Below are 13,041 nucleotides of genomic sequence, written 5' to 3'. Positions count from 1 at the left end.
CACCGCAGCCGGCACACCGTGCCGGAGGGCGGGCTCAGCCGGGATAGCGCCAGACGCCCAGCTCGCCGGTGCGCAGCCGGCACACCACCGTGTCGGCCCGGCTGCGGCAGTTGCCGGAGGCCTCCCGGAGCACGTCCAGCACCCCGGCCCGACCGGCGGCGACGTCCAGCTCGGCCACCACCAGCCCGCCGCCGGCGACGGCCGCCCGCACGGTCAGGAGCCGCTCGTCGGGGTACCAGGGCAGCAGTTGCCAGCTGCCCAGGTCGGCCACCTGCCGGCCGGTCGCCGCGTCGAGCACGCCCAACCGGTCGCCGAGGGGCCCGGGCGCGACCGCCAGGAGCCGGTCGCCCCGGGTCGCCAGCACCCCGAACCACCGCTCGCCGGTCCACCGCGGCGCGCCGGTCGCCGGGTCGAGCGCGACGAACCTGTTGCCTCCGGGCGCGCACAGCAGCTCGCCGCACTCGTTGACGTGTTCCACCATGGGCACGCGCGCCTCCCAGCGCCGCCGCAGCCCGTCCAGCCCGTAGGCGGTCACCAGGCCCTGAGGCGGCCGGACGACCAGCAGCAGGTCGTGCGCCACCACCGTGTGCCCGGACGCCTCGCCGAGGCCCAGGTCCGCCGCGTGCACCAGCGCGCCGGAGCGGGGGTCGCGCACCTCGACCCGCCCCGTGGCGGGGGCCAGCACGATCCGCTCGACACGCCCGTCGCGCAGGGCGTACGTCGCGGCCTCGGGCGGCGTCGGCACCGACCAGAGCGCCCGGCCGGAGGCCGGATCCACCGACCGTACGGTGCCGCCCTGCGCCCCGCCGGTCTGCATCAGCAGGATCCCGCTCGGGTCGAACCAGGGATGGCCGGGCTGCCGCCAGCGTTCGCGGCCGGTCCCGTCGTCGAGGGCCACCGTCTGCCCGTCGTCCTGGTCCCCGGTGATGGAGAACAGCACCGTCCCCGGCCCCGTCTGGACATGCCAGAACCGGCCGGCGGCCACGAGCCGGGTACGCCAGAGCGGGTGGGGCGGGTCGGCGTCGGCCGGCGCCCGTTCGGGCAGGACGTACGCGCGCACCTCGACGGTCCCCTCGGGCTCCCCCTCGGCCGGTTCGACGACGTAGAGCCGGTCGCCGTGCGGGAACGCCTCCGACCCGAGGCGGGCCGGAACGACGAGCGCGACCCGTGCCGACACCGGCACGGCCGCCGCCACGGTGGCCAGGAGGAACGCGAGCGCCAGCGCGACCCGCAGCGGCCTGCCGACGGCGCGGGGCGGGCGGGGCGGCGCCTCCCGCTCCGGCTCGTCGCGCACCTCGCCGAGGTCGATGAGCGTCACGCCCGCCCCTTCCGGTCGCGGTCGCCGGGCAGTTCCCACACGCCGAGCCCGCCGTCCTCGTGCCGGCACACGACGTACGACCCGTGGGCGCCGCACTCCCCCACCACGGCGCGCAGCGCCGCCAGCACCCGCACGCCTTCCCCGCGTCCGTCGATCCGGCCGACCAGGTACCGCCCGTCGCGCTGCCGGCGGTGCAGGGTCGTCCCGTCGGCCGAGAGAATCCCCGGGGCGCCGGCCCGCCAGCGGCCCAGGTGCCGCACCGGCCGACCGGTCGCCGCGTCGAGCAGCACGTGCTCCGCGGCACCACCGGAGGAGCGCCGGACGGCCAGCAGCCGGCCCTCGACGGCGACCGGCCCCAGGGCCGCGTTCTCGCTCCGCCACCGCACGGTGCCGGTGGCGGGATCGAGCAGCCGGGTCACGGGCGAACCGTCGTCGAAGCAGATCAGTACGCCGCAGTCATAGACGTCCGGCTGGTCGGCCGGGCCACGGGGCACCCTCCACCGCCGGCGCAGGGTGGCGATCTCGTAGCCGCTGAGGGCGCCGCTGTCGTCGGTGAGCAGCACCAGCTCCTCCGTGACCGTCAGCACGCGGGCGCGGCCGGGCACGGCCGTCGCGGCGCGCGCCGCGCCCGTGTCGGGGTCGCGCACCTCCAGCCGCCCGCCGGCGAGCACCGTCAGCAGGCGTATCCGCTGGTCCCGCCGCGACAGGTGCGCGTCCTCGAGGGCCAGCGGCTGCGACCACCGGACGGCACCGGTTGCGGGGTCCACCGAGCGCAGCACGGACGCGCCCGACCCGGCGGAGCCCGACAGCAGCAGGTGCCCGACCGAAGTGGCGCCGCGCAGCTGCCCCTCGACCCGCCAGCGCACCCCGCCGTCGCCGAGGGAGAGCCCGACCACCTGGGGCGCCGCCCGGTCCCCGGCCAGGCCGACCGCCAGCAGGTCGCCGACCCGGACGGCGTGGAACACCCGACCCGGCGCGGGCAACGGCACCCGCCACAGGGGACGGCCGGAGGGCAGCCGGTGGGCGGCCAGTCGCGGCACCGGGTCCCCGTCGGGCACCGCGCCGGGGCCCGCCGCGTCGGCCACCAGGAGGACCCCGTCGGCGAGCAGGACGCTCGCGTCCGGGCCGGCCGGGACCGTGGTGCCCGGCGGTTGCGCGGGCCACGGCGCGGCGGCCGCCGACGTCAACAGGCAGAGCAGGGCGACCAGGGCCGGGGCCCAGCGGCGAGGGAACCGGCTCGGGCCGGGGCCGGCGGCCCCGTCGACGTCCCGTCGCTCGCCGAGGTCGATGACCGTCACGTGCCGTCCTCCCCGTCACACCGTGGCCTCCGGCGGGCCGGCAAATCGGCCGTGGGGGCACCGGCCCGGCAAAAGCGACGCCGCCGCGCCTGTACGATGGCGCGTCGTGGCTGTGCCGGTGGTAGACCCCTCGCTGAACTCCGTCTCCGCGCCCGTCGCGGCCGAGCCGACGCGCCGGCTGCGGCGTAGGCCCTCCCGCGCCGACGTACTGGCCATCGGAGCCTATGTCCTGCTCGGCGTTCTCGTGTGCCTGAACTACTGGGCGGACGTGCAGAACCGGGTGTCGTCGCACCTGCCCACCGACCACAGCTGGTTCGAGTGGCTCTTCTCGCACGGCGCGTACTCGGTGCGGCACCTGGAGAACCCGCTGTTCACCGAGCGGCAGAACGCCCCGGACGGGGTGAACATGATGGCGAACACCTCGCTGCTCGGGGTGACGCTGCCGCTGGCGCCGCTGACCATGCTCCTCGGCCCGCAGGTCATGTACGCGCTCTACCTGGGCGGCGCGCTGGCCGCGACCGCCGGCACGTCGTACTGGATGCTGTCGCGGCACCTGGTGCGCTCCCGCGCGGCGGCCTTCGTCGGCGGCGCGTTCCTCGGCTTCGCGCCGGGCATCGTGCACCACGCCAACGGCCAGCCCAACTTCGTGTCGAACTTCCTGCTGCCGCTGATCGTGGTGCGGGTGCTCCGGCTCGGCGAGCCCGGCCGGTGGCGGCGCAACGGCATCGTGCTCGGCCTGCTGGTGGCGTACCAGATCTTCATCAACGAGGAGATGCTGCTGCTCACCGCGCTGGCCTGCCTGGTCGTCGTGCTCGCGTACGCGATCATGCGCCCGGCGCGGACGCGGGCGGTGGCCGGCACCTTCGCCGCCGCGCTCGGCGTCGGCGGCGGGTTGGCGCTGCTGCTGACGGCCTACCCGATCTGGTTCCAGTTCAACGGCCCGCAGTCCTACCGGGGCTTGCAGGGCGGGGTGTTCCACAGTTGGGGCGAGGACCTGGCCGCCTTCGTCACCTTCGCGCGGGACACCGTGGCCGGCGACGAGGCCGTGGAGAAGACCATCGGGCTCACCGAGCAGAACACCTGGTTCGGCTGGCCGCTGGTGCTGCTGTCGGTGGTGGCCCTGGCGCTGCTGGTCCGCCGCTCGCTCGCCGCCCGGATCCTCGCGGTGCTGGTGGTGGTCTTCACGGTGGCCTCGATCGGCCCGAAGGTGCGGATCAACGGGGTGGAGACGGAGACGGACGGTCCCTGGGCCTACATCTCCGACGACCTGCCGCTGGTCGAGATGATGATGCCGACCCGGCTGGCCCTGGTGGTGGCGGCGGCCCTCGGCGTGCTGCTCGCCCTGGCCTGGGACACCGTCGCCGGCTACGGCCGCCCGTCGGTGCCGGCCCCCCGCGCCGGCACCGACGGCGACGACAGCGCGGCCGGTGCCGACGCCGCCGGGCCGCGCCGCCGTTGGCTGCGCCCGGTCGGGTACGCGGCCGTCGCGCTCGCCGTGCTGCCGCTGTTCCCGCGTCCGCTGCCGGCGCAGCCCGTCGAGCCGCCGCCACACTTCATCACCGCCGGCGGCTGGCGCCCGTACGTGCCGGACGGCCGGACGCTGGTGCCGGTGCCCATCCCGAGCAACGTGCACGGTCTGCCCACGCTGCGCTGGAGCGCCCTGACGCAGCACGCGTTCCCGATCCCGGGCGGCTACTTCATCGGGCCGAACGAGCGGGGCGAGGGCGTCTTCGGCGCGCCGAACCGGCCGACCAGCACCCTGATCTACTCCACGATGGACAAGAACGCCGTCCCCGCGCTGACGGAGGAGAACCGTCGCCAGGCCGTCGAGGACCTGCGCTTCTGGCGGGCGTCCGTGGTCGTCCTCGGCGCACATCCCCGCGAGGCGGTCCTGCGTGAGCTGATGACCGCGCTGATCGGCCCGCCGCAGCGCGTGGACGACGTGTGGCTCTGGGACGTCCGCCCGATCGTCGGCTGAGCCGGGTCGTCAGCCCACCAGCGGGCGGACGTCCCACACGTGGGCGCCGGCCACCTCCCGGCCCGGGCCGAGCAGCGCGTCGACCGTACGGCGCACCGGGTGGCCGTGGTGCAGGCCGCCCTGGACCACCAGGGCGGCGCGCCAGTGGCGCAGGTCCTCGACCGCCTGCCGGCGGTGCTCGTCGGTGATCACCGGCACCTCGCCGGTCTCGGCGACCCGGCGCAGCAGCGCGGCGGTGGGGCGGTCCGGGGCGCCCCACCGGGCGGTCGGATCGTCGGCGGCCCGGGGGCCGATGAAGTAGCCGCCCGGAGCCGGGAAGGCCAGCCCGGTGCGGGCCGACCAGAGCATCGCCGGGCTGACCCCGGCGCCGGTCACCGGCGGCACCGGGACCAGGGTCCGGCCCGGCGGCACGTGGGCCCGCCAGCCGCCCTCGGCCACGAATGCCGGCACGGGCCAGGCCGGCACGGTCCGGATCGGGGTGGGGATCAGCGGCAGCAGCGCGGCGGCCACCGCCCCGCCCCAGAGCAGTCGCACCGGCACGGCACCCACCCGGGCCTCGGCCCCGGCCTCGGGGCGCAGCCGGTCCAGGGAGAGGGCGAGCAGGATGCCCAGCACCGGGACGCAGACCAACGGGAAGCGCGCCGGCACCGCGTGGTCGAGCAGCGGCAGCTCGGCGACCAGCCGGTACGGCCCGGGGATGCCGGTGGAGGTGCCGTCCAGGCGGACCTGCTCGCCGAGCGAGAGCAGCGCGAAGAGCAGCCCGCAGGCGGCCAGCGCGCGCACCAGCGGCCGGCGCCACAGCCAGATCACGATCACCACGGCGAGCACCAGCAGCCCGGGGCCGAAGAAGGAGTTCTCCTCGGTGGGGTTCGGCGCGAGCAGGCCGGGCAGGTGGTCGTCGCCGAGCACCGTCTGCCGTGCCGAGGCGGTGAAGGACGCGGCGTCGAGCTGGTAGCCGTACGCGTGGAAGGGCATCCCCCGGTAGTGGCCGGGGCCGAAGAACTGGAACCACAGCGGGTACGCCAGCAGCGGCAGCGCGACGGCCGTCCCGATCGCGAGCCGGCCGAGCAGCGCGGGCGCCAGCCGGCGTGCCGTCGCCCGGTCGGCCGCCGCGTACGCCACCGCGAACGTGCCGGCGGCGAGGACCAGGAAGAACGCCACCTCCTCGCCGAGGAAGACCTGGTACGCCACCAGCAGCCCGAGCAGCGTGCCGTGCCGCCGCAGCCGGCGCGGGTCGGGGTGGAACACCAGCGCCAGGATCACCGGTACGAGGAACTGCGCCGCCATGTGCAGGTGCGCCCCGGCCTGCGCGACCATGCCGGGGGCGAAGCCGCAGAAGAGACCGCCGACTGCCGCCGCGGCCCGGGACTCGACCAGCCGGCGGCGCAGCAGCGCGTACCAGGCGGTCGCGGTGCCGGCGAGGCAGCAGACCACGGCCACCAGGAACGCGACCTGCGAGCCGAAGAGCAGGGTGACCGGCGTCAGCGGCACCCCCAGGCCCAGCACGGAGGTGTTGGCCATCAGGTTCACCCCGTCCGGGGCGTTCAGCTCCGCGCTGTACAGCGGGTTCTCCAGGCGGGTCACCGCCCGGGCCGCCCGGGACAGCATCCACTCGAAGAGGATCTGGTCGCCGGCCTGGTGGAACAGCCGCCCGGGGCGGCCCCACTGGCCGACGGTCAGCAGCCCCGCCAGGGCGAGGTAGCCGGCGACGACCAGCGCGTCCGGCGCGCGTACCGGCAGCCGGCGGGACCGCCGGGCGGGTGTCGCCTCGGCGGTGCCGGTCGCCGCCGGGGCGGCCATCAGGTCGGTCGGTCCGTCAGCGCCCGGACGTCCCAGACCCAGACGTCCAGCTCCCGGCGGCCGGGGCCGACCAGTTGCTCGACGGTGCGCCGCAGCTGCTCGGAGTGGTGCTGGCCGACCGGGAGCACGAGGATGGCCGCCCGCCAGTGCCGCAGCTCGTCGAGGGAGCGGCGGCGCTGCCGGTCGTCCAGCTTCGGGATGCGGCCGGTCGAGGCGACCTCCTCCAGCAGCTGCCCGACGCCGCTGGGCCGGCCGCCGAAGCGGCCGGGGTCGCCGGTGTTGCCGTTGCGCGGCGCCAGGAAGTAGCCGCCGGGGATCTTGAAGTCGAGGTTGGTGGAGGCGGCCCAGCGCATGCCGTGGGTGTGTCCCATGTTCGGCACCGGGATCGGCACCAGGGTCTGGTCCTCACCGACGTAGCCGCGCCACCGGTCGGCGGTGATGAAGTCCGGCACCGGCGGGCGGGAGGTCACCTTCAGCGGCATCGGCGCGATCGGCAGCAGCGCGAGGACGAGGCCGGCCACGGTGAGCGTACGCAGCGTCCGCCGCTCCAGCGGCAGCGCCCGGGAGCGCTCGACGGCGAGCGCCAGCAGGATGCCCACCACCACGCTGGTGATCAGGCCGAAGCGGGTGGGCACCACCGCGTCGAGCAGCGGCAGCCGGACCAGCCACTCCCAGGGCCCGGTGATCAGCTCGCGGTCCCACCAGGACACCCGCTCGCCGAGGGAGAGCACCGCGAAGAACGCCCCGGTCGCGGCGAGCGCCCGCACGAGCATCTCCCGGCGCAGCCAGGCCACGATGCCGACGGCGATCAGGGCGAGACTCCAGCCGAAGAAGGCGTTCTCCTCGGAGTAGTTCGGCGCGAGGTTGACGTTGGCGCGTTCGTCGCCGCCGATCGTCGGCGAGCCGGGCGCGAAGAAGGCCGCGATGTCGTTGCCGTAGTCGCGGACCGCGTCGCTCAGGCCGTGGTACGCCATCGGCCCGGCGAACTGGACGTAGAGCGGGTACGCCAGCAGCGAGCCGGCGAGCACGGTGCAGATCGCGAGGGCCTTGGCCAGGGGCCGCCAGGCCGTCGACCAGAGCGCGGGCCGCTGGGCGAGCACGGCGAGCAGGAAGACCCCGCAGGCGAGCGCCGTGAAGAGCAGGATCTCCTCGTTGATGAACGCCTGGGCGGTGACCATGAGGGCGAGCAGCACGCCGTCGCGCCACGGTCGCCGGGACCGGGTGATGACCAGCACCCGCCAGACGATGAACGGCAGCAGGAACTGCGAGATGATGTTGGGGTGCCAGTTGGCGTGCGACAGCATCGCCGGCGAGAACCCGCAGAACCAGCCGCCGACGGCCGCCGCCAGCGGGCTGCGCACCACGTGCCGGGAGAGCACGAAGTACCAGGCCGAGGCGGTGCCGGCGAGCGCGAGCGTGACCAGCACCACGAAGGTCACGGCCGGCCCGAAGAGCAGCGTCACCGGCACCATCGGGATGCCCAGCGCGAGGATGGCCGTGTTGGCCATCAGGTTGACCCCGTCGGGGTAGTTGAACTGCTCGGTGAAGAACGGGAACTCGCCGTGCAGCACGACACGTACCGAGTGGGCGAGGAAGAACTGCACCTGGGCGGGGTCGCTGCTGTAGAGCGAGGCCACCCGGCCGGCCGGGTCCACCCAGATCTGGCTGGTCACCCACACCGCGGCGAGCAGGAACAGGCCGAAGACCGTGAGGTCCTGCCGCCGCCGGCCCCACCGTCGCGGCCGGGCCGCGGCGTCCGCCCCGCCGGCCTCGCCGGAACCGGTGGCGGCGTCGGTCGTCGCGGCGGCCACGCCGGGTTCGGCGTCGCGGGCGGCCCCGTCCGACGTACGGTCACCGGGGCCCACGGACGGCGCCACGGGTTCGGACGCGGGGGCCGCGGCGGCGTCGGATTCCGACCAGGATTCGGCGCGGGTCTCGGCAGGCGTCACAGTCGGCGGAGTCTACCCGAGCGGGACATTCACCCTGAAACCACGGCACTGTCCTCTGTGGTTCGTGTCGGTCAGGGGCCCCGACCTGGGCGCGGGCGGCCGGCGAGGTGGCGCGTCCCGGTGATCCGACATCTCGTACTATGGCGCTTTCCGTTGAACGACGGCTGAGGCGATCGAGGGGGCGTACAGGTGGCTCCAGTCCGCCGGCGCGGCATCACGGCCACCGCACTGCTGACCCTGCTGCTCACCACGACGGCCTGCGGTCCGGTGGCCGACCGGCAGCCGGGCGACCTGCGGGCCGGCTACGACAGCCTGGACGGCGACCTCACGGTCTGGCCGCCACGCGGCACGCTCGCGGGCGACGACACCGTCCGGTCGGCCGTGACCGGGGCGGTACGCGACTGGCGGTCACCGGCCGACGACCGGGTGCACCTGCCCACGTCCGGGATCCTCTGGTCCGGCGAGGTCGACGGCGCGCCGCTGGCGCTGGTGGCCGCCGACGTGCCCGGCGAGAGCGCCTCCTGGCTGCTCCAGGTCACCGCCGAGGGCGGCCGGTACGCGGTCACCCGCGCCGCCGAGTACACGGACCCCGGCTACCTCGTCTACTCCGACGTGCTGCCCGTGCACACCTCCGACGGGCGGCGCTACCTCACGTCGGGCCGGGTGCAGCGGCTGCTCGGGCCGGACGGCCGCGCCCTGCGGGACACCGACGGCCTCACCGAGCCGGTGGACGTGCCGGCCTGCCGGGCGGTGCCGGTGACCGCCACGCTCAAGGCCACCCGGGCGCTGCCCCGGGGCCGGGCCGCCGACCGGCTGCTGGACCTCGGCACCGGCACCACCGACCCGCGCTACCCGCTCGTACGCGACGAAAGCGGCTCCGGCAAGCGGGCCCTCACCGGCCTGGACACCTGCGTGCTCGCCGGCGAGGAGGGCCCGTTCGGCAGCGTCCCCCGGCGCATCGGCGACCGGGACGCGCCGCGGTCGGTGCCGTCGTCGTGGCCGATGACCAAGCTGACCGTACGCACCCTGGGCGAGGTCGCCCTCGGCGGCGGCGAGCCGGCGGAGCTGGAGCAGCTGACCTGGGAGACGGCCGACGGCACGATGACCGCCGTGGTCTACCGGCCCGCCGACGGGGGCAACCCGGTGGTCTCCCCCGCCGACCGGTCCCACCCGTTGCAGACGTACAAGCTGCCGGTGCCGGGGCAGCCGCTGGCCGTGCTGAGCTGGCGGCCGACCGCCGACAGTTCGCTGTCGACGCCGCCGGACACGCTGCGGCTGGTGGACCGGCCGGGGCTGGTCGTGGTGCCGATGCCGACCCGCTCGGAGACGTTCAGCCTCGCCGAGGCGGAGAAGACGCACTACCGCTCCCTCGGCGGCCGCTGACCCGGCACGCGAAACGCCGACGGCGGGTGTCCCGGTCGCCCGGGGCACCCGCCGTCGGCGGTCGGCAGCTCAGTTCTGCGCGGTCGCGTCGTCGGCGGTGATCACCGGCTCGACCGGCTCGACGTCCAGCCGGGAGATCCAGCCGGTGACGTCGCGGGCCACGTCCTGCGCGGTCAGGCCGAGGTCGGCGAGGATCTGGGCGCGGGTGCCGTGCGGGTGCCAGTCGGCCGGTACGCCCAGGTCCTTCAGCGGCACCCGGACGTCGGCGTCCCGCATCGCCTGGGCGAGGGCGTCGCCGACGCCACCGACGCGGACGCCGTCCTCGACGGTGACCACGAGCCGGTGCCCGGCGGCCAGCTCGACCAGCTCGGCCGGGACCGGGCGCACCCAGCGCGGGTCGACCACGGTGACCCCGAAGCCCTGCCCGGCGACCCGGGTGGCGACCTCCATGCCGAGGTGCCCGAACGAGCCGACCGCGACCAGCAGCACGTCCTTGCGCGCCGACTCGGTCAGCACGTCGACGGTGCCGACGCGGCGCACGGCCGGCAGGTCGGCGGCGACGGTGCCGGTCGGGAAGCGGACGATGGTCGGGCCGTCGTCGACGGCCACCGCCTCGCGCAGCTCCTCGCGCAGGGTGGCGGCATCACGGGGCGCGGCGATCCGCAGGCCCGGCACGACCCCGAAGACGGACATGTCCCACATGCCGTAGTGGCTGGGCCCGTCCGGGCCGGTGATGCCCGCCCGGTCCAGCACGAACGTCACCGGCAGCCGGTGCATGGCCACGTCCAGCAGTACCTGGTCGAAGGCGCGGTTGAGGAACGTCGCGTAGACCGCCACCACGGGGTGCAGCCCGCCGAGCGCCAGGCCGGCGGCCGAGGTGGCCGCGTGCTGCTCGGCGATGCCCACGTCGTAGACCCGGTCGGGGTGCTTGCGGGCCAGCTTGGCGATGCCGGTCGGCTCGGCCATCGCGGCGGTGATGCCCACCACGTCGGGCCGCTCGTCGGCGATCGCGACCAGCTCGTCGGCGAAGACACCGGTCCACTTCACCGACGGGGCGGCGACCAGCTTGCCGGTCTCGACGTCGAAGGCGCCGGGGCCGTGGAAGCAGTCGGCCTCGTCCTCCTCGGCCGGGCGGTAGCCGTAGCCCTTGCGGGTGACGGCGTGCACGATCACCGGGCCGCCGAAGTTCTTCGCCGCGCGCAGCGCCGACTCGACCGCGGCCACGTCGTGCCCGTCGACCGGGCCGACGTACTTGATGCCGAGGTCCTCGAACATGGCCTGCGGGGCGACCGCGTCCTTGATGCCCCGCTTGACCGCGTGCAGCACCTCGTACATCGGCCGGCCGACCAGCGGCGTCGAGCCGAGCGCCTCCTTGACGGTGTCGAGCACCTTCTCGTAGCCGGGGTTGAGCCGCAGCGAGGAGAGGTGGTCGGCGAGGCCGCCGATGGTCGGCGCGTAGGACCGGCCGTTGTCGTTGACCACGATCACCAGCGGGTTGCGGGCGGTGGCGATGTTGTTGAGCGCCTCCCAGCACATGCCGCCGGTGAGCGCGCCGTCGCCCACCACGGCGACCACGCTGCGCTGCTCGCCCCGCAGGGCGTACGCCTTGGCCAGGCCGTCGGCGTAGGACAGGGCGGTGGAGGCGTGCGAGTTCTCGATGAGGTCGTGCTCGCTCTCGGCCTGGCTCGGGTAGCCGGAGAGGCCGCCGCGCTGACGCAGCCGGTCGAAGCCGGTCTGCCGGCCGGTGAGGATCTTGTGCACGTACGCCTGGTGGCCGGTGTCGAACAGGAGCCGGTCGCGCGGGGAGTCGAAGACCCGGTGCATGGCCAGGGTGAGCTCCACCACGCCCAGGTTGGGACCGACGTGCCCGCCGGTGCGCGAGACCTTGGCGATCAGGAAGTCCCGGATCTCGGCGGCGAGGACGTCCAACTCCTCGACGGACATCCGCTTGACGTCCTGCGGACCCCGGACGGTGGCCAGCAGCCCGGTGTGGTGGGCCGTGCCCTCTTCAACGCTCATGACGCAAGAGTCTATCGGCCGTCCGGTACTCCGCAGCCTGGCCCGGACGACCGCCCACCCGCCGGGGGCGCTGAGCGCCAGGTCAGGCGCCGGATGGATCGCGGACGCCCGGGGCGGTCAGGACACGACCCGCAGCCGCCGGGGCGCCGCCACGGCCGGGACGCCCCGGTACGCCGGACCGGACGGGGTCCAGGAGCCCAGCACGCTGGCCCGGGTGGCGCCGGTCACCGAGGGCAGCGCGCCGGGCAGCCCGTGCCAGGAGAGCCAGCCCAGCAGCGCGAACGCGTACGCCTCCTTGGCCTGCGCGGGCACCCCCAGCTCGTCGGTGGTGCGAAGCCGCCAGCGCCCCGCCCCGAGGGCGGCCAGCCGGGCGGTCAGCGTCGGGTTGCGCACGCCGCCGCCGGCCGCGACCACCTCCGCCACGGCGTGCCGGTCGCACTCGGCGGCCACCACCCGGGCGGTCAGCTCGGTCAGGGTGGCCAGCACGTCGTCGGCCGGCACCGCCTCGCCGAGGGCGGCCAGCCGGGCGTCCAGGTAGTCGGCGTGGAACAGCTCCTTGCCGGTCGACTTGGGCGGCGGCGCCGCGTAGTACGGCTCGGCGAGCAGCAGCTCCAGCAGGCCGGGGTGCACCCGACCGGCCGCCGCGCGGGCGCCGTCGAGGTCGCAGGGCCGGCCCAGGAGGCGGCGGGCCGCCGCGTCGAGCAGCGCGTTGGCGGGCCCGACGTCGTACCCGAGCACCGGCGCGCCCGGCGCGAGGACCGTGAGGTTGGCGATGCCGCCCAGGTTGAGCGCGGCGCGCGGGGCCGCGCTGTCGGCCGGGTCGAGCAGCAGCGCGTCGAACGCCGGGACCAGGGGCGCGCCCTGCCCGCCGGCCGCGACGTCCGCCGAGCGCAGGTCGCTCAGCACGGGTACGCCGACCCGGGCGGCCACCCGGGCCACCGTGCCCAGTTGCAGGGTGCCCCGGGCACGCCCGTCGGCGACCCAGTGGAAGACCGTCTGCCCGGGCGAGACCACCGCGTCGACCGCGCCGCCGGCCAGCTCGACGCCGAGGGCCGCCGCCTCGGCGAAGACCTCGCCGAGGCGGTTGTCCAGCCGGCAGACCGCCTCGATCGTGGTGCTCCCGGGCGGCAGCAGCGCGCCGATCGCTTCGCGCAGCCCGTCGTCGTAGTCCAGGCCGCGGTGCCCCAGCGGGCGCAGCAGCAGCGTGTCGCCGTCGAGGGCGAACTCGGCGGCGGCCACGTCCACCCCGTCGTAGGAGGTCCCCGACATCAGCCCGACGATCTTCATCGCGTCAGG

General features: G+C 75.6%; 8 protein-coding genes. 2 read left to right on the top strand and 6 right to left on the bottom strand.

Going from position 1 to position 13,041, the window contains the following annotated elements; translation table 11 throughout:
• Positions 1-34: 34 nt before the first annotated feature.
• Positions 35-1,318, bottom strand: a complete 1,284-nt coding sequence (locus AC5L34_RS12305) for an outer membrane protein assembly factor BamB family protein (RefSeq protein WP_494824919.1) — start codon at positions 1,316-1,318, stop codon at positions 35-37.
• Positions 1,315-2,616 carry an outer membrane protein assembly factor BamB family protein gene (locus tag AC5L34_RS12300; protein WP_494824917.1) on the bottom strand — a complete coding sequence of 434 codons (1,302 nt, stop codon included), beginning with the start codon at positions 2,614-2,616 and terminating at the stop codon, positions 1,315-1,317. Before AC5L34_RS12300 ends, AC5L34_RS12305 begins: the two co-directional genes overlap by 4 nt.
• 106 nt (positions 2,617-2,722) lie before the next feature.
• Here AC5L34_RS12300 and AC5L34_RS12295 point away from each other — a divergent pair, with 106 nt between their 5' ends.
• The gene (locus tag AC5L34_RS12295) at positions 2,723-4,594 is read left to right on the top strand and encodes a DUF6311 domain-containing protein (protein ID WP_441175225.1); all 1,872 of its coding nucleotides are present in this window, start codon (positions 2,723-2,725) and stop codon (positions 4,592-4,594) included.
• Positions 4,595-4,603: 9 nt separating this feature from the next.
• On the opposite strand, the gene AC5L34_RS12290 is transcribed toward AC5L34_RS12295, so the two are convergent.
• Together AC5L34_RS12290 and AC5L34_RS12285 are read right to left on the bottom strand one after the other, a co-directional pair.
• Positions 4,604-6,394, bottom strand: coding sequence for a DUF6311 domain-containing protein (locus AC5L34_RS12290; protein WP_441175226.1), 1,791 nt, complete (start codon positions 6,392-6,394; stop codon positions 4,604-4,606).
• Positions 6,394-8,343, bottom strand: coding sequence for a DUF6311 domain-containing protein (locus AC5L34_RS12285; protein ID WP_441175227.1), 1,950 nt, complete (start codon positions 8,341-8,343; stop codon positions 6,394-6,396). The genes AC5L34_RS12290 and AC5L34_RS12285 overlap by 1 nt, the downstream gene beginning before the upstream one ends.
• A 189-nt stretch (positions 8,344-8,532) precedes the next feature.
• Here AC5L34_RS12285 and AC5L34_RS12280 point away from each other — a divergent pair, with 189 nt between their 5' ends.
• Positions 8,533-9,726, top strand: a complete 1,194-nt coding sequence (locus AC5L34_RS12280; RefSeq protein ID WP_494824915.1) for a hypothetical protein — start codon at positions 8,533-8,535, stop codon at positions 9,724-9,726.
• 69 nt (positions 9,727-9,795) lie between these two features.
• Here the strand turns inward: AC5L34_RS12280 and dxs are convergent, their stop codons facing one another.
• Positions 9,796-11,745 carry a 1-deoxy-D-xylulose-5-phosphate synthase gene (gene dxs / locus AC5L34_RS12275; protein WP_494824913.1) on the bottom strand — a complete coding sequence of 650 codons (1,950 nt, stop codon included), beginning with the start codon at positions 11,743-11,745 and terminating at the stop codon, positions 9,796-9,798.
• Positions 11,746-11,862: 117 nt separating this feature from the next.
• Positions 11,863-13,032: an anhydro-N-acetylmuramic acid kinase gene (locus AC5L34_RS12270; RefSeq protein ID WP_494824911.1), complete on the bottom strand. Its 1,170-nt coding sequence runs from the start codon at positions 13,030-13,032 to the stop codon at positions 11,863-11,865.
• Between the last annotated feature and the right edge of the window lie 9 nt (positions 13,033-13,041).

The sequence above is a fragment of the Micromonospora sp. ZG13 genome (assembly GCF_059359355.1).
The sequence above is the reverse complement of the archived record's forward strand: the minus strand, read 5'-3'. Positions and strand labels throughout refer to the sequence as shown.

Bases quoted from the DNA above. Each gene is read 5' to 3' on its own strand.
- dxs (WP_494824913.1), bottom strand. From the start codon at position 11,745: ATGAGCGTTGAAGAGGGCACGGCCCACCACACCGGGCTGCTGGCCACC.
- AC5L34_RS12270 (WP_494824911.1), bottom strand. From the start codon at position 13,032: ATGAAGATCGTCGGGCTGATGTCGGGGACCTCCTACGACGGGGTGGAC.
- AC5L34_RS12290 (WP_441175226.1), bottom strand. From the start codon at position 6,394: ATGGCCGCCCCGGCGGCGACCGGCACCGCCGAGGCGACACCCGCCCGG.